Origin of the sequence: Paenibacillus sp. FSL W7-1332, assembly GCF_037969785.1 — a bacterium.
Lineage (GTDB): Bacteria > Bacillota > Bacilli > Paenibacillales > Paenibacillaceae > Paenibacillus_AQ.
On sequence record NZ_CP150209.1, the window covers coordinates 6,173,927 to 6,199,158 of the forward strand.

Genomic DNA, 25,232 nt, shown 5'->3' on the forward strand with positions numbered 1-25,232 from the left:
TTCTATTTTCCCATTAATTTCTATTATTCTACAATATCCGTACATTTTCGCATTAAATATAGAAATATATACCTAGTTCTGATAGACTATTCTATAATATTCCTGTTTTAACAGGCTAACAACAAGCGGCGGAAAATTTCCGTGCAAGCAAATCCCCTAGCCGATAGGGACTTCAAGAAAAGAGAAGAAGAAATGAAAAGCCTGGCAAAATCCACCCTGTTCATCATGTTGTTATTGGTCATGCTAACTGCATGCAGTTCAGGGAAAGACGCAACCGAAACTTCATCCGCCCCTTCACCATCCGAAAATGAAGCGGCAACAAACACGGCCTCTGAAAATACGGAGACGAATGAAGAACCTGACAAAACTCAAACATTTAAGGGAGAGAATTTCTCCTTTTCCTACCCTTCGACATGGAAGGATGCAGAGCTTAACGTCCCTCAAGTCGTCGCGGCATTCGTAAACCCCAATCCCCAAGGAGCTTTTGTTGATAATTTAAATGTCGTTATTGAGGAATCGTCTGCTACTCCCGAGGAAGCAGCTAATGTTGCCGTACAAGGTTTAACCAATGGAGATGGGGGACCATTAATACAAAATTTCAAAAAACTGAACTACATCGACGTTCCCGAAAAGGCGGCGGGAATCCTGGAATCGGAATACACTCATGGAGAGTCCAACGCCCAGGTCATACTGACTCAATATTTTGTCCCAAACGGCAATGAGCTTTATACGCTTTCCATTTCCTATTCCAAGACAGCCTACGATAATGGAGGAAAAGCGAGTGTCCAAAACATAATGGACTCGTTCGAAACCGTTAAAGTTAGTAATCAGGTGGAAGACTCGAACGCTAACGATGGCAGTAATGTCGAAGGATTAACGGAAGAAAACCTTTTCGCTGAAATCATGGCTTATGTGATCCCTATTGAAATTGAAGACGCAGCTCTAGACGAGCTCACCTATAACTATTTTGTTGAGCATTATGAGTTATTTCCAGCGCTTACACCCGAAGCTCAAAAGAGAGCGAAGGCAGAAGTCGATCCCAATATCACGTCTCGTCACCTCAACAAAAATCTGAGTCCCTATTTAGATCAGATGATCGAGGTAAGTGGATACGTTGTTGATATCGTTGAAGAGGAATTTGACGAGGGCATTACTCTTGCCGAAATACACATCGTAGATGATAACGATAACTCCATTATCGGTTTTTACGCCCACACTACCGGCGATATTCTGCAAGACGATTACGTCACGATGCGAGGAGTGCCGGCAACATTTTATTCATTTGAAAATGTAGGTGGAGGAACCACGAATTCCGTTCTTATCGGTGTGTCCACGATTGAGAAAACGGAATAGTTTGTTTCTTATAGATGCTCTATTATACGGTGATACCTGGACATAAAGAAAAGCACCTTTAGCGGTGCTTTTCTTTATTCTTTATAAATGACCAAAATATCGTACGTTCCGTCGGCAGACGAAAGCTTAACATCCTTGACATCATCAGGATGGATATTATGCAGGAACTCATTAACCTGTTCTTGCAAATCGTCCAGATTGGAATCGCTAAAGAGCTCGACTTTCAACGTTTTTAGCATGTAAGCACCCCCCACATCAAACTTCGACATAAAGTGAGTTTTCCCTGCTGGAATTGAGTAAACCGGGCGTTTCATCCCTCTAAGATACACTGGCCATTTTAACGTCTGGTTTCTCATACACGGCTTATCAACACTTAAATTATGGTATATTGGTGGAGTCGTTGTTCGATTTTAGAGGAATTATGATAAAAACATTTTTGGTGGTGGAACAGGATTATGCGAGTCAAACACAAACGAATCATTGGGATTACTGCCTTACTGATGTTACTTTCTACCATTCTCTTCTGCGCCATAATTTATATGATGGAACGACCTGGAGGATTATCGGATCGGCGTATGTCCCGCGCGCTGGGGCAAAAAGTTACCCTTCATATCCCACTCGGGAAAACCCCGGATAAAGCGGTTGAACGGTTTAGAGGTCCATCGTCGATGGAAGTCATTCACCGAGAACCTGTTAAAGGGGGCATCCTTTTATTTATGAGACGATATAATCAATCGGATAGCAGCAATCTTCAGGTAGAGTATGTGCGAAAAACATGGATGGGATGGAAGTGGGTTTGGGGCGGGGGATTCGGGATCAGTGAATCTCTACAATCAAAATCATCATTAAACTATATGAGCATGCCTAAACTAGATCATATCTCCACCCCCTTTCCCATGGTTTTTGGAGATATTCTGAATCCTTCCATCAAGAATGTAACTGTCAAGAGTCAGAAGAATGGTACATATCAAGCTAAACTGGCGACCGTAGGAAATGAAAAAATGATCTGGTTCGTGTTTTTGCCATCGGCCATTTCCACACCTTTTGATATCGAGGGCTTTAATGAAGAAGGAAATCTCATCGCTCGCAAAACAATAACCGACCCGAGAGACAGCGGCTCGGTCAATTTAGAAAATGATTTGAAGTTGTCTGAGACGCAATGTTTACCAACAAATTGACTTAGTAATAGAGGAGCTCATCCACCTCGGCTATATCCGGATGATCACTGATGAATGTTGTTTGCCTTGTGATGTCGATTTCGTTTTAGTCGATGTAGTTACGCAATATGACCTTCAAGTCGAGCATCGTGCCTTCAGTAAGCGAATACTCGTAAGAATCCAGTTGGATATAGCCATCGAATTCGTCCGGATATCCGTCAGCGTACGTTCGACAGGCGGTATATTCACTGACGGCGATAGCTTCATCAGCTGGAACTTAGTCACGTCTCCCCGCTTAATCGTTCCAGGAAAAATAAATCCGCCGTCAGGAGTTACCGCTGCACTTCCGACGCTGTAGATGGGAGGGCCTTTAAACAATTCCCTGCTGATCAACTCGCCGTTCCTCATCGACGCTCAGCACATCATATTGACGTTTGTAATCCAGACTGTTTCGAGAAAAATGTTCTCCCAGCATGGCGTAGGCGTCTTTGGTTCGGACAAGACGTTTGACGTATTCGGAGTTCGTCCCGTCTCGATATGTTTTTTCCCATTGCGCTTGTCCGTTCAGGTCCGTCTTGGTCAGTACGTTCACATGATTGCGGTTGACACTTTTTCCACTGCCAATGACATACCCCCCATCCCCCGAAGCCGTAACGAAGGCGGTCCAGCCGCTATCCGACTCTTTGAATTGTTCCGACCAGACCTCTTTGCCTTGGTCATCAATTTTGGCCCCGTTTCATATTCCGTCCGGCCTACGCTGCCAACGGCCAATGTACCCTCCGTCATTTGCCGGAATCAAATCGTTGAACGCCACGCTGTCCGTATAATTGTATTTGTTATACCACAACGTGTTGCCGTTTTTATCAATCTTAAAAATATAGGCCTTTTCATAGATAACCCAGCTTATGAGCCCACTCCACAGCTGACCGCGCCGAATCGGCAGCCGCGTGACTGGAAATGTCTAACTCAAACATCAGCAGCAATCCGACAAAACCCGCAATCAACAATCGAGAATATTTTTTGGACACAATCCTGCCCCCTTCAGCGAATGATATTTGTGAGTTTGTAAATATCTTCAATTCCTTTTCATTATTCATTCAATCCCTTGGAATTGGAATCCAACAAACTTCATAATCCCCTGACGCAATGGGGCTTTTTTTCATTTATGGATAAACAAAAAAGATCAGGACAGTTTCACTTTATGAACCATCTCCTATTTGCTGAAACTTCCATTTTGTTACTGCGTAAGTATCATCAAGGGGTTGATTTACATGTTTTGGATGTTTTTTGGCGTCATAATCATTCTACTTTGCCGATATAACTTCAAAAATCCGGATTCCGATTGGGTACGTTGGGGAAAAAGATTACCGGAGGACTACGAACAGGACGATCATGATTTATTAAAAACTCAGGTTAGTGCAGCAGTAGGTGGATTTGGGGGTGGTGTACTAATCTTAATGGGGCTATCGACTCTGGTTCAACAAGGAGGTAACGCCATGTCATGGGGCACACTTTTTCTTTTTGCTATTATCCTCATAGGAATTGGCATCCTGTCCAGAAAGTATCCGACATTCGGATGGAGGATGAATGAGGGATGGAAAGTCAAGGGAGATTCTGAACCAAGCGATACTTATATTGATTTGGTGAAATTCGGAGGACTAATCTCCATTTGCCTGGGATCCATATTTTTTGTGCTTGGAATGATAACATTATTGCTTTGATGTTTCATGCTCACGAGAAGATTATCTTATCGCTGACATTGTGATCTTTTTGCGGCACAATCTGTGGGGCGGCTGCATAAACGGCAGTACCTCCCAACATCAATAACGCGGTCATCGATAAAACAATTTTTCTCTTCCTCATTCCCCTTTCTTCCTCCCCTTCAGTTATTTCCCTAGACTATTAAAATATCGGATATTATACCAAAATAATCAATAGATCAAGAGAAGAGAATAGTAGGACAAAACTATGACATACACTTGTGTTTGGTTGCTTTGATTGGGCAAATTGTTAGTGTAACCGATATAAAATTATGTCCAAATTTTGCCGTAATAAGTGTTATACTTGACGAAAAAAGGAGTTGTATCACTTGAAGAAATCTTTTGTTAAAACCATTACCACTCTAGGACTTGGCATGATGATTGGATCTGCAACCATTGCAGCTGCAGCACCTGGTACAATTCAAGCCGTTTTATCAAAATTCACGATTATCGTAGATGGACAAAAACAAAATCTCAAATCAGATCCGATCATATACAAAGGTACAACCTACCTACCGGTTCGTGAGGTTGCTGAAATGCTAAACGCTGAGTTATCTTCTTTCGATAACAAGGCTAAGAGAATAGAATTGAAGACTGGGTCACAAACACCAACAAATACCCAAGTAAATTCAAATCAAACAAATGCACCGGAGCCTCCATTAAATCTCAGGCTTAATGAAACCGCTACTCGAGGTGATATGACACTTAAAGTTAACAGTGTAAGTTATACAAACTTCGTCCCATCTGGACCTGGAGCAACATCTGGGATGATTGCTGATAAAGGAATCAAGTTCGCTGTTATTCAATTTGAAGCAACGCTAAACGAAGAGCCTAAAAATCAATTTGCTTGGAGTGCATTAGATTTTTTTGATAGCGCTACTATTGGTGATAAGAAGATAAGTTCAGCTACTTCATATGACCATACCAATCTACTAAAGGGTGAGACAAAAACGATTCAAATTACGCTCAACCTTCCAGAAAGTATGGATATCAGTTCTATTACCTTTAGAGATCCAAGTAAAAATTCGATTTTTGGTACGATGAATCTTAAATAATCGATGCCAACGGCGGCAGCGACCGGATACCGATATTTGGGACCACTCCCGCAAGAAACGTGACCTTTTTGAGATTTCTAATAGAGAAGAGACCCCTTGAGGTCTCTTTTTCATTTATTAAACTTGCCAATAAACTGAACAGCTCTGGAAATACCATGCTCCGGATTTTGATCCACTTCACGTTCATCGTTAAATATCCCGTATAACCAATTTCCTGCAGGGCTGTAAAATAAAATCACTGTACCTCTACCTAGTGGCACTTCCCGAAAAAATCCGCCTCTTCAATTTTCTTTAAGTCCAGTTTATCACGGTTCCGGTCTATTGATTCCGTTGGATATTGCCGTGAGAAGTTTACTTAGTCTAGACTATAATTTTATAATTTCAGTCTAATGCTTTATTTTCCCTGAACAGAAGGCGCAGCTAAGCAGATCAAGCTCATACTTATTTAATCGAATTTCGTAACCTGTCCGTTTTAGCAGAGGCTGAAAAATAACTCATTTCCACGACGGAAATAGGCTTTGTTTTTGCTTTCTCCTTTTCTGCTTCTAAAGCCTCACCTTGACTTTGTTCTGCGCTTTCCTGGCGAGGTCTCCCTTCATTCAGCTTGATATCAATAAAATCAACGATCTGCTGAAGTGAGGAGATTTGATTCACGATATTTTCACGGTGGCTTCTTAATTGATCCACCAACTCCGTATATTCCACGGAATCTGTGTTGGCTGAGGCCGCCAAAAACGGTCGCATCGCCTCGAGCGGCATGCCCGTTTTTTTAAGGCAAGATATCAGCTTGATCATATAGATGTCTTCTTTTCTATAGACGCGATGCCCGTTTTCCTTTCGATCCGCCCGAGGTAGTAGCTTAATCTTTTCGTAATATCGAATGGTATCCTCGGAAATTCCGGTTTGCTCGGCGATTTGCTTGATCGTATATGTTAGTTCTTCCACTGCGTCCCCTCCCAAAATTGCATTTTGCCCATTATACATCTTGGATCCGACTCCAAGTCAAACTTATTCTCCTATCTCTTTCCCTTGGCACCTCTTTTGTTTTCGCATCTTGACTTGGATTCGACTCCAACTTTTATGATGAGCTCTAACAGGGAGAAGTGTCCCGACCATATAAAGGAGGAAATGTATATTGGACTCGAATCGACGCGACATTTCACGCGGTTAACTGCGCCTAGTGCCCGCATCAGATTGGAACTGCAATGATTAAAAAATAGGAGTGGACATCTATGGACCGTAAATATCAGCCTTTAATGGAGCCGTATCGTTTTAAGAATGGTATCCAAGTAAAAAACCGTATCGTTCATGCACCGATGACAATATCTTATTCTAAGCAAGACGGTACAGTATCTGATGAGTTAATCGCATATTACGAAAGTCGTTCAAACGGAGTTGGAATCGTTGTCACTGGGAGCGCCATAATCTCACCCAACGCCAAGGTATTTGGCGGCGAATTAGCGGCTGATCGCGATGATCTAATCCCAAGTTTACAACGCCTGGCGACAGCCATTAAGAAACGCGGGGCAAAAGCCATTCTGCAAATCTTTCATGGTGGTCGTGAGAGTTCGCCAGAATTGGTACCGAACCGTGAGATTGTCAGTGCGAGTGCGGTTGCTAAAGAAGGATCGAGCGTGATCCCTCAAGAACTCCAAGAGAAAGAAATTGTGGACATTATTCGAGCATTTGGCGATAGCACTCGTAGGGCAATCGAGGCTGGTTTCGACGGTGTGGAAATTCATGGGGCAAACCGATTTCTTATTCAACAATTCTTCTCCCCATACACAAACCGACGCGATGATCGATGGGGAGGAAATATAGACAAACGTATGGCATTTCCACTCACTATTGTAGATACAGTAAGAAAAGTGGTGGATGAGTATGCGAAACAGCCGTTTCTTGTGGGGTATCGGTTATCGCCAGAAGAAGAGTTGACGCCCGGTATTACCATGGCCGACACACTTATATTGGTGGACGCCCTCGCAAATAAAGATTTGGATTATTTGCATGTCTCTTTAATGGATTTTTGGTCTAAACCTAGACGTGGCGTAGAGGACAATCGCTCCAGAATGGAGATTATTAACGAGCTCGTGAAACAAAGAGTTCCCATTATCGGCGTAGGATCGATCCGTACGCCCGACGAAGCGCTTAGAGCGTTACAATCGGGAGTTCCATTTATTGCGCTTGGACGAGAACTGATTATCGATCCAGATTGGGTTGAAAAAGTAACTCTGGGTAAGGAAAACGAAATTCGTACAGAGTTAACTTTAAATGATCAAGCAAAATTAGGGATTGCTGATTCGTTATGGCTGAAAATCATCAATACTCCAGGATGGTTCCCTATCTCAACTAAAATTTAACAGACTGTAGCTACATCACAGTAAATGCTACTGCTCTTAAAGACATATATACATTTGTGACCTTATACAAGAAAAGAGACCCCGAGGGGTCTCTTTTTCATTGATATGACAGGCTTTTGGGGCCTAATGTTACATCATTCCACCCATACCGCCCATGCCGCCCATGTCAGGCATTGCTGGTTTTTCTGGTTCTGGCTTGTCAGCGATAACCGCTTCGGTTGTCAGGAACATAGCCGCAACGGAAGCTGCGTTTTGAAGAGCGGAACGCGTTACTTTCGCAGGGTCAACGATACCTGCTTCGAACATGTTCACCCACTCATCCGTAGCAGCGTTGTAGCCGATACCGATCTCTTCTTTTTTCAGACGCTCTACGATAACGGAACCTTCTTTGCCAGCGTTTGCTGCAATCGTGCGGATTGGCTCTTCCAGAGCGCGCAGAACGATATTCACGCCTGTTTTCTCGTCGCCTTCTACTTGAACAGCAGAAACAGCGTTGTATACGTTAACGAGCGCCGTACCACCACCGGATACCATACCTTCTTCAACCGCAGCGCGAGTTGCGTTCAGGGCATCTTCAATGCGCAGTTTGCGTTCTTTCAATTCCGTTTCAGTAGCCGCGCCGACTTTGATAACCGCTACGCCGCCAGCCAATTTAGCCAGACGCTCTTGCAGTTTTTCTTTGTCGAAATCGGAAGTGGTTTCTTCCAATTGGTTGCGGATTTGCTTCACGCGAGCTTCGATGTCTTCTTTGTTGCCAGCGCCATCCACGATGATGGTGTTCTCTTTGGTTACGCGCACTTGACGAGCAGTACCCAATTGATCGATGGAAGCTGTTTTCAGGTCGAGACCGAGCTCTTCCGTAATCACTTGGCCGCCAGTCAATGCAGCGATATCTTGCAGCATCGCTTTACGACGGTCACCGAAGCCAGGAGCTTTAACAGCAACAGCGTTAAACGTACCACGCAGTTTGTTCACGATCAGCATCGCTTGCGCTTCGCCTTCGATGTCTTCCGCGATCAGAACGAGCGGTTTGCCTTGCTGTACGATTTTTTCAAGGATCGGCAGGATCTCTTGCGTGTTGGTTACTTTTTTATCGGTGATCAGGATGTATGGATTCTCAAGAACAGCTTCCATTTTATCCGTATCGGTGATCATGTATGGAGAGATGTAGCCGCGGTCGAATTGCATACCTTCTACTACTTCCAGCTCCGTCAAGAAGCCGCGGGATTCTTCAACGGTGATAACGCCGTCTTTGCCCACTTTATCCATTGCTTCTGCAATCAGTTGACCTACTTCATCGTCAGCTGCGGATACGGAAGCGACTTGAGCGATTTCCTGGTGGTTTTTAACTTCTTTTGCGATGTTTTGAAGCTCAGCCACAGCTGCTTTAACCGCTTTGTCGATACCCTTGCGGATGATCATTGGGTTTGCGCCAGCTGTTACGTTCTTCAGACCTTCACGGATCATGGCTTGAGCCAGAACCGTTGCCGTTGTTGTACCGTCACCGGCAACATCGTTGGTTTTGGTAGCTACTTCTTTAACAAGCTGAGCACCCATGTTCTCGAATGCATCTTCCAGCTCGATTTCTTTAGCGATGGTTACACCGTCATTCGTGATGAGCGGGCTTCCGAATTTCTTCTCAAGAACCACGTTACGGCCTTTCGGTCCGAGTGTTACTTTAACTGCATTTGCCAAAGCGTCTACACCGCGAAGCATCGAGCGACGGGCGTCTTCACTGAACTTAATGTCTTTTGCCATGGTATTACATACCTCCCTAGTGGATTATGAAATAGTGAAACAAAGATATATTCAGGCGTTCATTAGCCTAAGATCGCGTGGATGTCGCTTTCTTTCATAATCAAATATTCTTTACCTTCGTATTTGATTTCTGTTCCAGCGTATTTGGAGAAAATGACGCGGTCGCCTTCTTTAACTTCCAAAGGTACACGTGCGCCGTCTTTCAGGGAGCCACTGCCTACAGCAATAACTTTACCTTCTTGCGGCTTTTCTTTAGCAGAGTCAGGAAGTACAATCCCGAATGCCGTAGTTTCTTCTTGTTCGATCGGTTCTACCAATACGCGTTCACCTAAAGGTCTGATCATGAAAAAATAGCCTCCTTTAAATATGTTGTGATGCTTTTTTCAAAGCTTTATGTATTAGCACTCGACAACCCTCAGTGCTAACAACCAATTTTATGATACTCAAGTTGTCTTAAAATTTCAAGTCCTTTGCATGATTTTTTGATCATTTTTTTGCAATCCGGCCTTAGGGAGGGGTTGTCCCTAAACCCCCTTCTCCATTGTATCCATGACCAGCCAAAATATGCCTGAGTCTTAAGGGACACTGTGCGGCTGGAACTATAGATCCAGTCATCATTCTCGGAAAATAAAACAGCCCGAAATCAGGGCCCTCCCTTAGGAAGGGTGCCATCTTTCAGACTGTTTAACGTTCAGCGAAATGTCCGTCCCCCATCGCTTAAAGCCTAGGGTCGATTTCCTTTTCTTTCTCCATCTCGAACAGCAGCTGCATCGCAATCGCTTGGTAATCCCCGTGGCTCGGGGAAATCTCGTCATACTTTACCCCAAGCATGCGCTTTCCAAGCTGATGCTCGGCGATCGAAGTGCGGAGCTTCTTGTGCGTGTTTTTTTGTTTCAACAGCTTCGCGTATTTATGCGGAAACCGGTAATCGTAACCGTAAATGATCGAGAGATATTCGGGATTTCGCACCTTTAGGTAAGGGGCAGCGTTCTCCCGCTCCTTTTCCGGTTTGATCACAACGCCTTCCATTCGGTTCCGGGTCGTCAGCGTGGAGAAGAAAGCCTCCGCCTGTTCATAGCTCTCCCGCTCACGCAAATCCAGAACCAGAATCTTGTCGTCATTCAGGAAACGGAACATGGCCGAGGTATTCATATCAGGCATGACTTCTTCTCCGGTATCCCGAATTTCTTTCAGAATGGCGAACGGCTTGTAATCCAATTCCGCGTCCCCCGCATAAAGTTCGAGCTGCTTCTTGTACATGCGATAAGCTTCCTCATGCTTCTCGAGCGGCACATAACCTTTCCGAACATCCCGTATATATTTATACGATTGATAGCTGCTCGAGCCATGCTTCTCTATAAGCGCGGATTTGGATAGTCGAAACTGTTCATTCTCAAAGCCGCTTGCGTCATAGGCAGTGAGCAGCTGAGCGTAAGCCTCCTCAAAACCCGTCTCTTTCAGAAACCTTGTTTCCGACTCAAGCGCAGCCGCAATCGGTTGAAATTGCCTGTCGATCAGGCCTTTCCCGAGTGCCCTCCATGGCAGCAGCTCCCCATCCAACAGCATCATTTCGATCCCTTGGGCCTGCATATGAGGCGAGAATCTCTCCAGCAGCCGTTCGTACACCACAGATAAATCAATCCCGCTGATTCGGTAACCGTTACGGCTGACGGCATAGCAGCGCTTAAGGTCCCGGAACAGATAGATGCTGCATCTGGAGCCCATATATTTAGGCTGGAGCACCACATGTTCAATCCCTTGGTCCTTGTAATAATCGAGTCCTTTTGCGAGGGACTCCAGTTCTCCCTTAGCCAAATCCTTATCCGCCGGCGACATCGTTCCGGAAATAAAATTGATTTTATGCTCCGCGCAATACAACAATCTTCGCTGGGCTTCGCGGTCTAAATCCCGAAGATCGATGCTGCTGCGCTCTGATCTGGCAAACAAATCCGGCAATTGTTCATGAAGGAACACAGGGTCTTGTTCCCTAAACGGCGACTTAAAGCTGCGATAGACCGGTTTTTGACCGATTTGAACGGCCGTCAGCATATGCCCGTGCACACTTCCCGTATCGATGTGAATTTTGTTCTTGATCCGAAACGGTCTCACCGCAGCGACATGACCAAACACATGGTAAGGATGATTGCTGACCGCTTCTTCGCTTAAAAATAGAAGCTGCTGCTCAGTCGTGACTTCCGGGTTGCTCCGTTCCAGACGGAAGGAACGCTGATGGCGCAGGGAATTCGAGTCGAGTTTACCGACATATTTATTCCGGCAAGGAGCATGGGTTACGTAATAGGAAGGTCCCTGCTGTCCCACATATCGATAAAATGGCTTAGCCCGGCCTACAAGTTCATCGAAGCGCTCCCGCAGCGCTTCATCTTGGCCTAACGTTTCCGTAGAATCAAAGTAGGAACGCAGCAGCTCCGGCTCGGCCCCCTTGATCTCTCCCTTCAGGTACTTATAAACGAAGTTCTCATGATTCCCCATAACGAAAAGGAAATGCTCCATATTGTCGTAGAGGAAATCGATCATGGCTCGGGTTTGCTTCCCTTTGTCGATCCAATCCCCGGCCAGAATGATCCGGGTGTTTCGCAGTTTCTCCGGAACGGATAACTTTCCGTCCGTCATCCCGTAACCATAACTCCTCAAAAGCCCCTGAAGCGCGTCCACACGCTCGTGCACGTCTCCGATCACAATGTATTCCATATCCTGACTCAGAATCGAGGACAGATACTCCTCTTTATTGTCCACAATCACTTCGTAAGCAGGTTTCGCCAACTCCTTCTCCTTGTTAAGAAAATCCTTCGCACGCACTTTATGAATGGCGTCGTATCCTTCCCGTGCGAGGACGGGGAGCACCTCCTTTTTCAAGCGGCTAATATGCGTGGATATCAGCTTCTTGGAGCGATCGGAGGCGTAGTAATCCTCCCGTTTCCGGTAATCAAACAGAATGACTTCCACACGGTAGTTGTTCTCATGCGCGATTTCAAGGACCTTGCCCCGGAAATCATCGGCCAATGCCGTTGTATCCACTACAACAAAGTCAGCCTGAATCGGAAAAGAAGTCGTCAATCTAAGCCGCTCAAATAATAACTGAAACGCATGCGAGCTCGCCTCCAGCATCACCTGATCGTATTTATCATAATCATAACCGAGCAGCTCCTGTCGAATGGCGTCCGATGATAGGTACTGGACATTGCTCCTGTAGTTGCGCTCAGGGTATTCCCACTGCAAGGATGGAATCAGGATTTCCTTCGCAAACGTCGTTTTTCCGCACTCTGTCGGACCGACCAGCATAAAAATCGTGTGCATTTTGGTATGCAATTCCATGGCCTTACTCCCCCTTCCTCGTAACAATCATTCCCTGCGTTGTATGCATGCCGTCCACACTGTCACCGATCATCACATACTCATATTGAACGCCCAGATTCTGCAGGATTTCGTCACACCACGATCTAAACTTCTCCTGCCCCATTTCCCACTTATGATCATCATGCCTGAAACCATCGAGCTCATAATACGGGTTGAAATCGGCATTGGGCGTCGTAATGATCAGCTTCTCGAACCGGATCTCCTGCACGACTTGGCGGATGAGGTCCGCCGCTTCCGCTTCCGGCATATGCTCGATCACTTCGGTCAAAATAACGTCTACGGACTCATCGTCATACCCTTCAAGAAAGTGAGCGATCGACGGAAAGGTCACCAGATTGTCCAGCCCCTTCGCTTCCGCTTTACGCTCTACCACTTCCAGCAAAGTTTCATTAATATCTACCGCATAATAGGTTTCCTCTATTTTTCCGGCAAAAGAAAGGGCGTAAAAGCCTTCACCGCAGCCGATATCCAATATCGGCTTGTTGAATGGCAGCACTTGAGCGATGTAACTTCTGCGCTGCTTAGCCGTGTTTCCATATGCAAAATTGATGCTGTATCTAGGCGTAAACTCAAGCTCCTGCTTGAACTGCTTGAATCGATCCCGATGATTCAGAAAATTGCGCACGAACAGACTTCGTATGTAGTAGGGGGCATCGATGACATTCAGACTGCGAATGTGCTTTTCAAGCACTTTATCCGAGGTATCGAGATATTCGCTCCCGAACATTGCCAGGAACAGGCACAACACATTGACCGTATGCAGCAGATGGTACAGGCTCTTCCCGGTGGTTATGGTGAGGGCATAGCTTTTATGGGCTTCGTGCCGAAGCAAGAACGAGTATTCCTCGAGATGCTTTTGAAAAAATTCAATATAACGCGTCTTCTCAATATGAATGAGATTGATGTAAAAAACATGCTCGTGTCCCTCCGTGTCCCGTTCATCGTGCTTTTTGAAGGGAGCTGCAAAAAACTCGTTAATGGCAGCCAGCGGAAACAAAGGTGTGTTATAACGGGACACGTTCAAATACTCGAAGCTCTCCCCTTGATGCTGTTTGAAGGATATCTCGTTATCCGCATCCTTGAAATACACGTTAAACGCAGCTGACTCGGAATACCATCCGTATGCCGTTCCTTGCCTCACGCTCCGAAGCTGCATGCCGGAGTTCGGGTTCTTCTTCATGAGAAACGAAAACTGCGGATTCGTTGATGTGAGCTGTATAATTGCCAAAATGACTCTCTCCTTTCGTCAAACCGTGAATGACTGCGGTCCACCGGTTCCCCATGCTTCAACCAGCGCGTCCCGAAACAAAGCATCCAGCCTTTGATCCAGATCCGTATCTTGATGCTTCTTATCCTTGGCTAGCAGCTCATATTCGTTCAATTTCTCTTCAATGAATGCATTAATGTTAGGAAGCCTCGGTTCAACATCCATCTCTTCACCTGAACGTTTGCGGAGAAGCAATTGATCAATCTCCTGTTTCAGCGCACTTCCCTGATTTAATAGGCGATTCGTAAGCAGCTCGAATTCCATGGGAGGCATCTCGTTGTAGGTTTGAATCCAGTCGCATGCCAGGATCGGACGCAGGACATAGAAATATTTTTTGATCTTAACGTCTCCCCCTTGCAAATACATCCGGTAATTGCCTTTAGCCATGTTCAGGTAGTGGTGCATGCAAGATTTTGGCGAGAACGCAAGCGGAGATATGCTGCGGATTTGCTGGGCGATGCCAAGCGTCTCCTTATACTTGATGGGGGACTCCAGCCATTCGAGCAGGGGCGGATTCGACTTGCGAAAAAGCCCCAGCGCTTTTTTCAAATCCCAACCGCTCATATCCAGCCTGTCACTGATCGGCCGCTCAATCACATCTCGCTTGTCGAAGATCGATAAATACCACTCCACGGGTCTGATATAGATAAACCTTACGTCATAATCGCTGTCTGTCGACGGAAAGCCCCAGGCCCTGCTGCCTGATTCGCAGGCATACAGGATAAGGACGCCTTCCTCCCGCTCAATTCGCTCAAGTTCTTGCTGAATCGTCGAATTCATTTCCTGCGATATATTCATATCTGGTATCTCTCCTTCTGTAGCTGCCGTCTGATGTCCGATAACCTTATTGTCCTCCACACGTTCCAATTTCAACAGGGCGAAAGTATGGCGATAACAAAAAGATGTTATAATTTCCATCCTTTATGCAGTTCCCTATCCTTGCTACAATAGTTACAGACAGCATCACGTACGATCTAATATATGACTTGAAGGAGGGCGCCATGGCTCGGGAAAGCTTCGATAAAGAAATCCAGTTCCTTCGCATTCTGGCGCTGGCCGGAGGAGCATACAACCGGCAACAACTGGCCGATCGACTCGGTATTTCGGTACATACCTATGACAAAACGCTTCGAAATTTAAAAAATAGGATTGAATCGCTTCAGCCGCAGCTCTCGGAAGAACAAAGTCTCACCCTATCCGAAGGCCTGCGCTATTCATACTATGAAACCGCAGATCCGCTCCTGCTGCTGTTGTTCCGCGGCAAATCGCTTAAGGCATCGGAAAGCTTGAGGCTGTCCACGATCCTCACCCAGCTGCAGCATCAGCAGTTAACCGCCAAAGAACTAATCGACCTATGCGGCGATCACTTGCCTGACGGGGAGTCTCTGCCGGATGAGAAGACGATACGCGGAGATCTCAAATACCTGGAGGAAGTCGGAGTCATCGTGAAGACAGGCACAGACCGGCCTTACCGATACAGGGGCGCCCGTGATCTGATCGATTCGTTGTCGGATGACGAGCTGCTTGATCTCTACGACTATGTGGACGTCATGTCGAATACGCAGCTCCCGTCCGTGCAGGGTTATATGCTCAGGGATAACTTAAAGCGGGCTTTGCGGAAGCGTGACATCGCTGCGCACTCAACCGCTGCTTATATTTATAAATATCATTATCCTTCACGCATATTGGACGAAGCGCATCTGCATACCATTTTTCAGGCCATTACCAAAAGAGCTAGAATCCGTTTCCTGTACTTATCACCCAAAAGCACTTCACGCTATGCTTCCCAAAATACGAATCCGCTGTTCCACAGGGAGTCCAAAGGGCTTCGGGAAACGGTGCTGCCGCTGCGCGTGATATATGACCATCAATACGGCCGTTGGTATCTGATCGGTTATAACGGCAGACAAGGTCTCATGAAGTTTCGTATGGAGGGATTGACTCAGATCGAAGAAGGCGATGTGGTTAAGGAAGAGGTCTTCCAGCAGCGCCTGGAGGAAGTGCTGGCCGAATTCGAGAATAGTTGGGTTACCGATACCCGTAATCCCACCAAGGTCGTGGCCAGATTTTTTAACCCGGCGGACAGCAAAGTGAATTTCGTGCTGAACCGGGTTAAGGCGCAAGGGCAATGGGGGACCGTTACGATAGAATCCGACGATTCATTTCTATATGAAATCGAAGTGAACGGCACCAGCGAAATCAAGCCCTGGCTCCGGAGCTTCGGCTCCAGCTGCGAGGTGCTCAAGCCCCGCTCCCTTCGCCTGGAGTTCATCAAGGAATGGAAGGAGATTGCCGCTTATTATGAGCCAGAATCCGTTCGAGAAAATTTTTAATTATCAGATTATGACGCGGCTTGAGGAAACCGACTCGATTGCCATAACCGCTCAAGAACGGGGATGGCTCAAAATGATGCTGGTGCACCCTGAGGCAGCTAACGCCTTTACGCCTGAAACCTTAAAGCGTCTCGAACAAATCCTTCACATGGAGCATAGCGGTGCCGAGATGAAGGAGATTATCCTGGAGAAGGCCAAGGGACAGGAACGAAGCGTATATCACCCGCATCTTCGCACCTTGCGAAGAATGATCATGCAGGATCAGGGCTTTCGCTTAAGCTATCGAACGAAGCTTGGAGAGACCCGCAGCAATCAGTCCGGTTTCCCTTTCAAATTGGAGTATTCCATGATCAAACGGGAATGGATGCTGATCTGGTACAGCAAAAGCCGAAGAGGACTCATGTACACGAAGCTCGATCATATTCTATATATCCAAGGGACATCACTTCCGTCTTTTCGAATCGATCGCATCAAGGAACGGCTGCAGAATCTGATGGAAAATCGCGAGAAGCAAGCCCTCATTGAAATCCATCGCCGATACAACGGGGAATTGTCACGGATTCTGTACGCTTTCTCCTGTTTTGACAAGATCGTCCATTATGATGAAGATTCCAATACCTACCGCATTAAAGTCTCCTATTTGAAGGATGAGTGCGACTTTCTGCTCTCCCGTATTCGCTTTCTCGGACTGCGGGTGAAGGTCGTGGAAGGAAACACGCTGCAGGCCCGAATGCAGGAAACCGCAGCGATGGCGCTGGCTAGATATGCGCAAGATGAAAGTCAGGACGATATGAATAGATCCCTATGAGACCTGGAGCGAATGCACTTATGAAATTTGACTTCTAACCATTCGATCCTCCAACAAAAAACAACCCGCAAACCATACTCCCGTGGGGATTGGTTAAGCGGGTTGTTCTTATTCTAAGTAATCCTATTTTTCCAAAAAACGTCACATTCCATCCTCTTCGTCTACCCGTATGTACCGGCTGTCCCGTTCCATGTCCGCCTCTAGCTGCTTGCGGTAGATCACGGAAGACAGAAACACGCTGAATTCGTACAGCAGCAGCAGCGGAATCGTGACCAGGAAATCCGATATGAAGTCCGGCGGCGTAATGACAACCGCGATGAATACGAGCGCGAAGTACGCGAGTTTGCGCATTTTTCGAAGCCGCAGCGGATTCAGAATGCGAATTTTCGTTAAGAACATCACCACAAGCGGCAGCTCAAACAGCAAGGCCAGCGGCAATACGAGATTGAACATAAAATTCAAGTAATTAGTAATGCCGTAGGTTTCCTGAAGCCCCATGCTCTGGGTAATCGTTGTCGTGAATGACAGCGTCATCGGAAACACGACGTAATATCCGAACGTGATCCCTACAATGAACAGAAGAAACGCATAAGGCACGTAACGAATGGCCGCTTTCTGCTCTTCTTTGCGAAGTCCCGGCTTGACGAACGCCCACAGCTGATAGAAGATCAGCGGAACGGAAATGACAAGCGAGAAAATGGCAGCGATTTTCATATAGATCCCGATACCATCCCAGAAGGAGAAGGCGTGCAGCTCAAAGTTCTTGGCTTCTTCAGCCGCCGTCAAATAATGATAGATCGGGTCCGCAACAAAAAGCCCGCCGATCAAACCCGCTACGAATACCACGAGCACAATAATAATTCGTTTGCGAAGCTCGCCCAAATGCTCAACAAGCGCCATATCTTTCACTTGCTCCGACAAGTTAACCACCACCCTGTATGTGACCCTGACAAAACAAAATCCCTCCCGAAGGAAGGGACTTCAAGCCTTGCTTTATTTCTATTCCGGAAGACGCTTGTCTTCAACCTTGGTTGGCTCAGCGACAACGGCTTGTTGGGGAGCCTCTTCTTTCTTCTTCGCCGGTGCATCGTCAGCAATAATCTCCCGCGCACCGTCCTTAAACTCACGGAATGTTCTTCCGACCGCACGTCCAAGTTCAGGAAGCTTGTTCGGTCCGAACAAGAGCAGCGCCAAAATAACGAGCAAAATAATACCCGGCACTCCAATTCCACTCATATCTATTCTCCTCCTCGTCCTGCTCAATGCCTTTAAAAGGACTTCAGGATGATCTAAATCCGTCATGCCTTGCACTACAACAGGTGTTAACTAATGACCATAATCCGACTACTACAGTTGAAACAAGCTCATATACCGCCATCATACCATAATGTAAATCACATATACAGTCTAGAAACGTGACAGTTTATTTACATAATTATCTAGTAAATACTCTCTAGAGCTGCTCCCGATATTGGCCCGTTACCATCAGCAGTGCTTCCGGAAGCTGATCCATAACCGCCGCCAGATTCTCGTGCACGCCTTTGGGCGAACCCGGAAGATTAACAATCAAGGTACGGCCGCGGACGCCGCATACGCCCCGAAACAGCATCGCGCTCCGATTCTTCTGCATGACGGTAGCGCGCATCGCTTCCGCAATGCCCGGCACTTCGCGTTCGATGACCCGCTTGGTCGCCTCCGGCGTAACATCCCGGACCGCCAGCTCCGTTCCGCCAGTCGTGAGGACAAGATCCACTTGATAATAATCCGTAAGTTCGATCAATGCCGCAATAATTTCATCCGGCTCGTCCGGTACGATCCGGTATTCAATAATTTCTCCGCTCAGCTCTTCTTCCACCAATTCCCGGATCACTTGAGCGCTCGTATCCTCGCGTTCCCCCCGCGAACCTTTGTCGCTCGCCGTCAGGATCGCCGTTTTCCACACCATCTGCCCTCTCTCCTTCCCACTCGTCCGAATCTCCTATCTCTATGCAATCCTATGTTGTTTCTTGTATGTAATCCCCGCTCTTTCCTCCGGTTTTGCTTACCAGGTAGGTCGGGCCGATGACCATGTCTTTTTGCAAGGCTTTGCACATGTCATAGACCGTCAGCGCAGCGGCGGAAGCTGCTGTCAAAGCTTCCATTTCAACACCGGTTTTGCCTGTGGTCTTCACAGTCGTTTCTATATATAACTCATCTCTAGCATTATCGCTGAACTCCACATTCACGCCGGTCAACGGCAGCGGATGACACATGGGAATCCAGTTTGACGTGTTTTTGGCAGCCATGATAGCCGCAACCTGCGCTACGGCAAGTACATCTCCCTTGCCAATTTTCCCCTCCTGGATGCGAATCAGCGTATCCGGGTGCATACGAACCGTAGTCTTCGCTACCGCTGTCCGGGCTGTTACATCCTTATCACTGACATCCACCATGCGTGCTCTGCCTTGGCCGTTAAAATGACTCAATTCCATCTCTTATCCCTCCGCTGCAGGTCTGGCCGTCGCCGAATGTCCCAGTTCCGTAACCAAACCGTCCAATACCCTATCATGTTCTTCCATAGGGATATGCTCCAAGACTTGAACCTCGTAGCCGATTCCCATCCACAAAGGTTCACCGATCTGAGCGTTGTCTTGCGCTCCCTGACTAAGCCTGTCCGACAGCCGGTCATAATAACCGCCTCCGTATCCAAGTCTTCCGCCCTTCCTGTCAAACGCAAGCCCGGGCACCCAGATGATATCAGGTCCGGGAGGATTCCATTTCTGCGACCGCAACGGATCTGGCTCCGGAATGCCGTAAGCTCCGGGAATCAGCTCATTCCATGCCTGAAGTTTATACAATTCCATCGAACGGTCTTGGGGCAGACTTCGGGGAACGATAACCTGAATCCCCTGCTTCCACGCCCATTCAACCAGCGGCCGGGAATCCAGTTCGGAGCGAAAGGGGACATAAATCATCATGCTCTGAAATTGAAACCGATTCATGACCTCTGAAGCAAACTTGCAGGCTTGCTTCGAACGCTTCGAACGCTCTTGCCCGGATAACTCATCCCTGCGTAATGTCATCACTTTGCGCAGGGCTTCTTTTGCGGATACCCGCTTCAATTCTTCCTCAGGGTTCAACACGTGATCTTTCCTCTCACGCTTATAATTAATTTTAGTTTACCACTGTTCCTTCCTTTCGCCAAGAATGCCGGAAGTCGCCAATCATGGTCGATTGTTCGGCCATTTTCATGTACACTTACTTTAAGATATCAGAACGTATACACTTCAAAGCATGACCACGCTGAGAATGTACGTCGGGAAACGTTTTTCTTAAGAGATAAGATTGTTTATACATCAGGGGCTACCCTCCTTATCTCGCAAGAAAAGCTTCCGCTATATGCGGTCTGTCTTCTGAGAATGTACGTCGGGAAACGTTTTTCTTAAGAGATAAGATTGTTTATACATCAGGGGCTACCCTCCTTATCTCGCAAGAAAAACTCCCGCTATATGCGGTCTGTCTTCTGAGAATGTACGTCGGTAAACGTTTTTCTTAAGAGATAAAAATGTATTTACATCAGAAGCACCCTCCTTATCTCGCAAGAAAAACTTCCGCTATATGCGGTCTGTCTTCTGAGAATGTACGTCGGTAAACGTTTTTCTTATAATGAAGAATTAATGGTACAAACATATAGAATGATGGAGGTTTCACATAACATGCTGCTGCAAGCCAATGGCATCACGAAATTATACGGAGTTACGCCTGTCCTTGACGGGATCAATCTGCAGGTGCTTGAACGTGAAAGAATCGGTCTTGTCGGAGTCAATGGAGCCGGGAAATCGACCCTGCTCAAAATTTTGGCAGGCGAGATGTCTTATGATGGCGGACAAATCTTCAAGGCTAAGGAAACCACCGTTGGTTATCTTGCCCAGAACAGCGGGCTTCAGTCCGATTCGTCGATATGGAACGAGATGCTGGATGTCTTCGCTCCCCTTCTGGAGATGGAGCGCGAGCTGCGTCAGATGGAGGAACAAATTGCCGACCCGAAGTCGAGCGAGGATCCGAAGAAATACCAAGAGCTTCTGGATCGTTATGCGATCCGTTCGGACTGGTTCAAGGATCAGGGCGGTTATGAGATCGAAACACGTATCCGCAGCGTCCTTCACGGCATGGGATTTGGCAGTTTTTCGCCGGACACCTCCATTGCCACATTAAGCGGCGGGCAGAAGACAAGGCTGGCGCTTGCAAAAATATTGCTGCAGGCACCCGACCTGCTCATGCTGGATGAACCGACGAACCATCTGGATATCGCGACCCTCACCTGGCTGGAGGATTATCTGCGCGGCTATTCCGGTTCATTGCTGGTCGTTTCCCACGACCGCTATTTCCTGGATCGGCTTGTTACGACCATCGTTGAGATCGAACGCCGTCATTCCAAAAAATATACGGGCAACTACAGCCGGTATATTGAGCTGAAGGCAGCGGAATACGAATCCCAGCTGAAGCAGTACGAGAAGCAACAGGATGAGATTTCCCGGATGGAGACCTTCATTCAGCGGAATCTGGTCCGGGCCTCCACGACCAAGCGCGCACAGAGCCGTCGCAAAGCGCTGGATAAAATGGAACGGCTGGACAAACCGCTGGGAGATTTGAAGAAAGCACACTTTTCTTTTGAAGCCGAATATATGTCAGGCAAGGATGTGCTTCATGTGCGGGATCTGGCGCTTGCTTTCGAGCAGGACAAGCCATTGTTCCGTCAGGTTTCCTTTGACCTCAGCCGCGGGGAGACCGTAGCTTTGATCGGACCCAACGGAGTGGGCAAATCGACACTCCTGAAATGCCTGATCGGTACCATGAAGCCAACGGCGGGATCGCTGCAATGGGGTACAAAAGTCAAGATCGGCTATTACGATCAAGAGCAATCCGAGCTGAATCCGAGCAATACCGTTCTGGAAGAGCTATGGGGCACCTATCCGCATATGGAGGAAGCCCGCATCCGCACCGTTCTGGGCAACTTCCTCTTCAGCGGCGAAGATGTGCTCAAGAAGATCAGTTCCTTAAGCGGAGGGGAAAAGGCACGCGTATCGCTTGCCAAGCTGATGCTCCTGGAAGCCAATATGCTCATCTTGGATGAGCCGACGAACCATCTGGACTTATTTGCAAAAGAGGTTCTTGAATCAGCACTCATGGATTACGAAGGCACTTTATTGTTCATATCCCATGACCGTTACTTCCTTAACAAAATGGCCGAGCGCATCATCGAGCTTCATCCGGACGGCATTCAACATTTCCTGGGTAATTATGACGACTATACGGAGAAAAAGCAGGAAATTATCGATATGAATGACGAACCTTCCGAGCCGTTTGCTCGTCACACCCTGAAACAGGAAGGAAAAGCTGAAGCTTCCGTCGAGAAACAGGGAGCCGTTTCCTTTGAAGCCGAGAAGCAGGCCAAACGGGAGGAGCGAAACCGTCAGCGCAAGCTCGCAAGTCTGGAAGAGCAAATCCATGCTTTGGAATCGGACATAACCGAGTTAGAGGCCGAGATGACCCTGCCGGAGATCTATCAGGATTATATGGCACTCCAAGAACGCCAACAGTCGTTAGAGGAGAAAAAGAGTCAGCTTGAGCAAATTTTTGCCGAATGGGAGTCATTGCTAGAAGATTAAAAAAAGTTCACAAAAGTGTTTCAAATGGAGTTTTGCATTTATACACAAACTTATCCCCAAGAATGGTGCATAAGTTTACCATGAAAATGGCCGAAACGGCCATTTTTTTGTTGTTATACGCGCACTCCTGGTCCTATATCCAGCTTTATCCACTAAGTTATTCACATTATCCACAGTTTCCACCGGAAAATTTGAAAATCCTGTCCCCTCTTTTCAGCGTCTTGCAAAAGACCAATTTATCGACATTTTTCTCGCTTATGCACAATTTCAGGCGAATATGTGGATAACGTTGTTCACAACTTGACAGAGTTATATGTCTTATATAATGGACTTCTATATAGACTTATCTCTTGTTATTTGCAAGTTTTTATCGAGCTTGATTATGAAAAAAAGCGACCCTCCTCCATCCGGTTCGGAAGGTCGCTTCTGCCAACAATCATTAGAAGCGTTAGACGCTAAGGTTTCCCATTCAGCTTTTCGCCTAGACCGACATCAACGCCGAGTTGCATGCAGCAACGTATGCCAGGCCTGCCGCCATAACGATATCCTGATGCACAGCCGTTCCGCGGAAGATCTTGCCCGCCTTCTCAACCGTGACCGCCGCTTCGGCATGCGCGTCTTCGCCGCTGCTTAACGAGTGGAGCTCCAGATCGCCAAAGCGGATATCGCTGCTAATTCCTTGGCTGATTGCCGAGATAACGGCTTGCACCGGACCGTCCGCCACGCTGGAGTAAGTGGCTTCCGTTTGCTCGCTCAGATGACGCAGCGTGACGGCTGCGACCCTGCTGCTGCCCGTTCCCGAGATGACCTGGGCCTCGGTCAGCTCATATACTTGGGCTGGTTTGCCCAAAGTGCTGCTCACCATTTGCAGCAGCTGATCATCGCTGACCACCTTCTGACGATCAGCCGTCTCCTTGAAGGTATCGTACAAGGACTCCATCTCGTCTCCATCAAGCTGAACACCGTACCGGGCAAGACGATCCTTCAGCGCATGACGACCGGAATGCTTGCCCAGCACAATCATGCTCCGCGGAATCCCCAGCTTTTCCGGATCCATAATCTCGTAGGTGCTTCGATCCTTCAGCAGACCGTCCTGGTGGATGCCGGACTCATGCTGGAAGGCGTTCCTGCCGACTACAGGTTTATTAAAAGCGATCGGAAAATGCATCGCACCGCTAACGAGACGAGATACTTCATACAGCTTCTCGGCCGTAATGCCCGTCTCTGCCCGCAGCATGTCACCCCGGGTGGATAGAGCCATGACCAGCTCCTCCAATGCGCAGTTGCCTGTACGCTCGCCTACCCCATTCACGGTAACCTCGATTTGGCTGGCGCCATTCTCAATCGCGGCCAGGCTGTTGGCCACAGCCAAACCGAGATCATTATGGCAGTGGGCGCTATAGGCGACCGTCTTTCCGCCACGGGCGCCTTCCCGCACACGTCGGAACATCTCGCCATATTCATTCGGAAGCGCATATCCCACCGTATCGGGCAGATTGATTATCGTTGCACCCTCTTCAATGACGGCTTCCACCATCTCAATCAAGTCGTCAATGCCGGTACGCGAGGCATCCATCGCCGTAAATTCCACCACGTCGCTGAACTGCTTCGCATAAGCTGTCATCTCACGTGCCCTTGCCACTACATCCGGACGACTCATGCGCAGCTGGTGTCGAAGATGGATGTCGGAAGATGAAATAAACAGATGGATTCGCCTTTTGGCCGCATCCTGGGTGGCCTTGACGGCAGCATCAATATCCCCTTTCACGGCCCGCGCGAATCCGCATATCTCGACCTGCTGCAGCTGTCTCGAGATGGCCTGCACAGCGGCAAACTCCCCGGGACTGGACACTGGAAATCCGGGCTCCATCACATCTACGCCCAGCTCAGCCAGCTTTCCGGCCAGCACAATTTTCTGTTCTGGCTGCAGGCTTGCTCCCGGGGCCTGTTCCCCGTCCCGCAACGTTGTATCGAATATTTGGATGGTTCTCATGGATTCACTCATTTTGCATACTCCTCCTTGGTTATGGTATGACCCGATTTCCTACGGGAACGTTGTTTAATCTGTTCCATATGTTCGCTTTACGTCCGCACGTCGACTTGCGTCCGCATCCCACCCTGCTGCTGCCGGCAGCAAAAAAGCCCGCCATCTCTTCATATAAGAGACGACGGGCTTAGACCCTCCGTGGTACCACTCTAATTGACGCGCCTAATTTCGCAGCTGTTCCTTCGCGACATATGCACGTCCACTCACTGTCCATGATCTCCTCATACCGGCCGGTCATGAAGAGAATGGACGTCCTGATGACGGAGGAAACTCCGTAAGAGAGTACAGCTGCATTCAGGGTCGTTGGGCTG

Annotated in this window: 25 protein-coding genes and 1 other annotated feature (1 of these 26 cut by a window edge); of the genes, 8 read left to right on the forward strand and 17 right to left on the reverse strand. The window is 47.5% G+C overall.

All coding sequences use genetic code 11. The features are described 5' to 3' along the window. Positions 1-192: 192 nt before the first annotated feature. The gene (locus MKX98_RS27960) at positions 193-1,353 is read left to right on the forward strand and encodes a hypothetical protein (RefSeq protein WP_339219669.1); all 1,161 of its coding nucleotides are present in this window, start codon (positions 193-195) and stop codon (positions 1,351-1,353) included. A 74-nt stretch (positions 1,354-1,427) separates the two neighbouring features. On the opposite strand, the gene MKX98_RS27965 is transcribed toward MKX98_RS27960, so the two are convergent. After that, on the reverse strand, positions 1,428-1,592 hold the full coding sequence (locus MKX98_RS27965; protein ID WP_194544434.1) for a sporulation protein Cse60: 165 nt from the start codon (positions 1,590-1,592) through the stop codon (positions 1,428-1,430). Between the two features lie 216 nt (positions 1,593-1,808). Here MKX98_RS27965 and MKX98_RS27970 point away from each other — a divergent pair, with 216 nt between their 5' ends. Continuing rightward, positions 1,809-2,531 carry a hypothetical protein gene (locus tag MKX98_RS27970; protein ID WP_339219671.1) on the forward strand — a complete coding sequence of 241 codons (723 nt, stop codon included), beginning with the start codon at positions 1,809-1,811 and terminating at the stop codon, positions 2,529-2,531. Between the two features lie 114 nt (positions 2,532-2,645). On the opposite strand, the gene MKX98_RS27975 is transcribed toward MKX98_RS27970, so the two are convergent. From MKX98_RS27975 to MKX98_RS27985, 3 genes are all read right to left on the reverse strand, one after another. Further along, positions 2,646-2,888, reverse strand: a complete 243-nt coding sequence (locus MKX98_RS27975; protein ID WP_339219673.1) for a hypothetical protein — start codon at positions 2,886-2,888, stop codon at positions 2,646-2,648. Further along, on the reverse strand, positions 2,881-3,102 hold the full coding sequence (locus tag MKX98_RS27980; RefSeq protein WP_339219675.1) for a hypothetical protein: 222 nt from the start codon (positions 3,100-3,102) through the stop codon (positions 2,881-2,883). Before MKX98_RS27980 ends, MKX98_RS27975 begins: the two co-directional genes overlap by 8 nt. Positions 3,103-3,397: 295 nt before the next feature. After that, the gene (locus tag MKX98_RS27985) at positions 3,398-3,538 is read right to left on the reverse strand and encodes a hypothetical protein (RefSeq protein ID WP_339219676.1); all 141 of its coding nucleotides are present in this window, start codon (positions 3,536-3,538) and stop codon (positions 3,398-3,400) included. 243 nt (positions 3,539-3,781) lie between these two features. On the opposite strand from MKX98_RS27985, the gene MKX98_RS27990 reads away from it, so the two are divergent. Beyond that, positions 3,782-4,231, forward strand: coding sequence for a DUF6199 family natural product biosynthesis protein (locus MKX98_RS27990; protein ID WP_339219678.1), 450 nt, complete (start codon positions 3,782-3,784; stop codon positions 4,229-4,231). A gap of 10 nt (positions 4,232-4,241) precedes the next feature. On the opposite strand, the gene MKX98_RS27995 is transcribed toward MKX98_RS27990, so the two are convergent. After that, complete coding sequence (locus MKX98_RS27995) at positions 4,242-4,373, reverse strand: hypothetical protein (protein ID WP_339219680.1); 132 nt, start codon at positions 4,371-4,373, stop codon at positions 4,242-4,244. Between the two features lie 226 nt (positions 4,374-4,599). Between MKX98_RS27995 and MKX98_RS28000 the strand changes: the two genes are divergently transcribed. Next, positions 4,600-5,325, forward strand: a complete 726-nt coding sequence (locus MKX98_RS28000) for a stalk domain-containing protein (RefSeq protein ID WP_339219682.1) — start codon at positions 4,600-4,602, stop codon at positions 5,323-5,325. A 441-nt stretch (positions 5,326-5,766) separates the two neighbouring features. Here MKX98_RS28000 and MKX98_RS28005 read toward each other — a convergent pair whose 3' ends face one another. Continuing rightward, positions 5,767-6,309: a MerR family transcriptional regulator gene (locus MKX98_RS28005; RefSeq protein WP_339219684.1), complete on the reverse strand. Its 543-nt coding sequence runs from the start codon at positions 6,307-6,309 to the stop codon at positions 5,767-5,769. Positions 6,310-6,557: 248 nt separating this feature from the next. Between MKX98_RS28005 and MKX98_RS28010 the strand changes: the two genes are divergently transcribed. Then, positions 6,558-7,685: an NADH-dependent flavin oxidoreductase gene (locus MKX98_RS28010; protein WP_194544442.1), complete on the forward strand. Its 1,128-nt coding sequence runs from the start codon at positions 6,558-6,560 to the stop codon at positions 7,683-7,685. Between the two features lie 129 nt (positions 7,686-7,814). On the opposite strand, the gene groL is transcribed toward MKX98_RS28010, so the two are convergent. From groL to MKX98_RS28035, 5 genes are all read right to left on the reverse strand, one after another. Then, positions 7,815-9,443: a chaperonin GroEL gene (groL, locus tag MKX98_RS28015; RefSeq protein ID WP_071222540.1), complete on the reverse strand. Its 1,629-nt coding sequence runs from the start codon at positions 9,441-9,443 to the stop codon at positions 7,815-7,817. A gap of 62 nt (positions 9,444-9,505) precedes the next feature. Then, positions 9,506-9,787, reverse strand: a complete 282-nt coding sequence (groES, locus tag MKX98_RS28020; protein ID WP_006212454.1) for a co-chaperone GroES — start codon at positions 9,785-9,787, stop codon at positions 9,506-9,508. Positions 9,788-10,160: 373 nt separating this feature from the next. Continuing rightward, positions 10,161-12,776 (reverse strand): metallophosphoesterase, encoded by a 2,616-nt coding sequence (locus tag MKX98_RS28025; RefSeq protein ID WP_339219687.1) that lies wholly within the window; start codon positions 12,774-12,776, stop codon positions 10,161-10,163. 4 nt (positions 12,777-12,780) lie between these two features. Then, the gene (locus MKX98_RS28030; protein ID WP_339219689.1) at positions 12,781-14,046 is read right to left on the reverse strand and encodes a methyltransferase domain-containing protein; all 1,266 of its coding nucleotides are present in this window, start codon (positions 14,044-14,046) and stop codon (positions 12,781-12,783) included. An 18-nt stretch (positions 14,047-14,064) separates the two neighbouring features. Further along, on the reverse strand, positions 14,065-14,883 hold the full coding sequence (locus MKX98_RS28035; RefSeq protein WP_339219691.1) for a nucleotidyltransferase domain-containing protein: 819 nt from the start codon (positions 14,881-14,883) through the stop codon (positions 14,065-14,067). A gap of 203 nt (positions 14,884-15,086) precedes the next feature. On the opposite strand from MKX98_RS28035, the gene MKX98_RS28040 reads away from it, so the two are divergent. Further along, positions 15,087-16,418, forward strand: a complete 1,332-nt coding sequence (locus tag MKX98_RS28040; RefSeq protein ID WP_339219693.1) for a WYL domain-containing protein — start codon at positions 15,087-15,089, stop codon at positions 16,416-16,418. Continuing rightward, positions 16,387-17,226 (forward strand): WYL domain-containing protein, encoded by an 840-nt coding sequence (locus tag MKX98_RS28045; protein WP_339219695.1) that lies wholly within the window; start codon positions 16,387-16,389, stop codon positions 17,224-17,226. Before MKX98_RS28040 ends, MKX98_RS28045 begins: the two co-directional genes overlap by 32 nt. 141 nt (positions 17,227-17,367) lie before the next feature. Here the strand turns inward: MKX98_RS28045 and tatC are convergent, their stop codons facing one another. The 5 genes from tatC to MKX98_RS28070 all read right to left on the reverse strand — a co-directional run bounded on the left by tatC (position 17,368) and on the right by MKX98_RS28070 (position 20,348). Beyond that, positions 17,368-18,147: a twin-arginine translocase subunit TatC gene (gene tatC, locus MKX98_RS28050; protein ID WP_194544449.1), complete on the reverse strand. Its 780-nt coding sequence runs from the start codon at positions 18,145-18,147 to the stop codon at positions 17,368-17,370. 78 nt (positions 18,148-18,225) lie between these two features. Next, entirely contained in the window at positions 18,226-18,462 is a 237-nt protein-coding gene (locus tag MKX98_RS28055; RefSeq protein WP_071222526.1) for a twin-arginine translocase TatA/TatE family subunit, read from the reverse strand. 217 nt (positions 18,463-18,679) lie between these two features. Next, complete coding sequence (locus MKX98_RS28060; RefSeq protein WP_071222524.1) at positions 18,680-19,171, reverse strand: MogA/MoaB family molybdenum cofactor biosynthesis protein; 492 nt, start codon at positions 19,169-19,171, stop codon at positions 18,680-18,682. A gap of 49 nt (positions 19,172-19,220) precedes the next feature. After that, positions 19,221-19,697 carry a cyclic pyranopterin monophosphate synthase MoaC gene (moaC, locus tag MKX98_RS28065; protein ID WP_071222520.1) on the reverse strand — a complete coding sequence of 159 codons (477 nt, stop codon included), beginning with the start codon at positions 19,695-19,697 and terminating at the stop codon, positions 19,221-19,223. A gap of 3 nt (positions 19,698-19,700) precedes the next feature. Then, positions 19,701-20,348 carry a 5-formyltetrahydrofolate cyclo-ligase gene (locus MKX98_RS28070; RefSeq protein WP_339219698.1) on the reverse strand — a complete coding sequence of 216 codons (648 nt, stop codon included), beginning with the start codon at positions 20,346-20,348 and terminating at the stop codon, positions 19,701-19,703. Positions 20,349-20,921: 573 nt separating this feature from the next. Between MKX98_RS28070 and abc-f the strand changes: the two genes are divergently transcribed. Then, positions 20,922-22,874 (forward strand): ABC-F type ribosomal protection protein, encoded by a 1,953-nt coding sequence (abc-f, locus tag MKX98_RS28075; protein WP_339224601.1) that lies wholly within the window; start codon positions 20,922-20,924, stop codon positions 22,872-22,874. 481 nt (positions 22,875-23,355) lie between these two features. Here abc-f and MKX98_RS28080 read toward each other — a convergent pair whose 3' ends face one another. Further along, on the reverse strand, positions 23,356-24,879 hold the full coding sequence (locus tag MKX98_RS28080) for a 2-isopropylmalate synthase (protein ID WP_339219701.1): 1,524 nt from the start codon (positions 24,877-24,879) through the stop codon (positions 23,356-23,358). 153 nt (positions 24,880-25,032) lie between these two features. Beyond that, positions 25,033-25,232: a binding site (T-box leader), on the reverse strand; it runs 142 nt beyond the window's last position.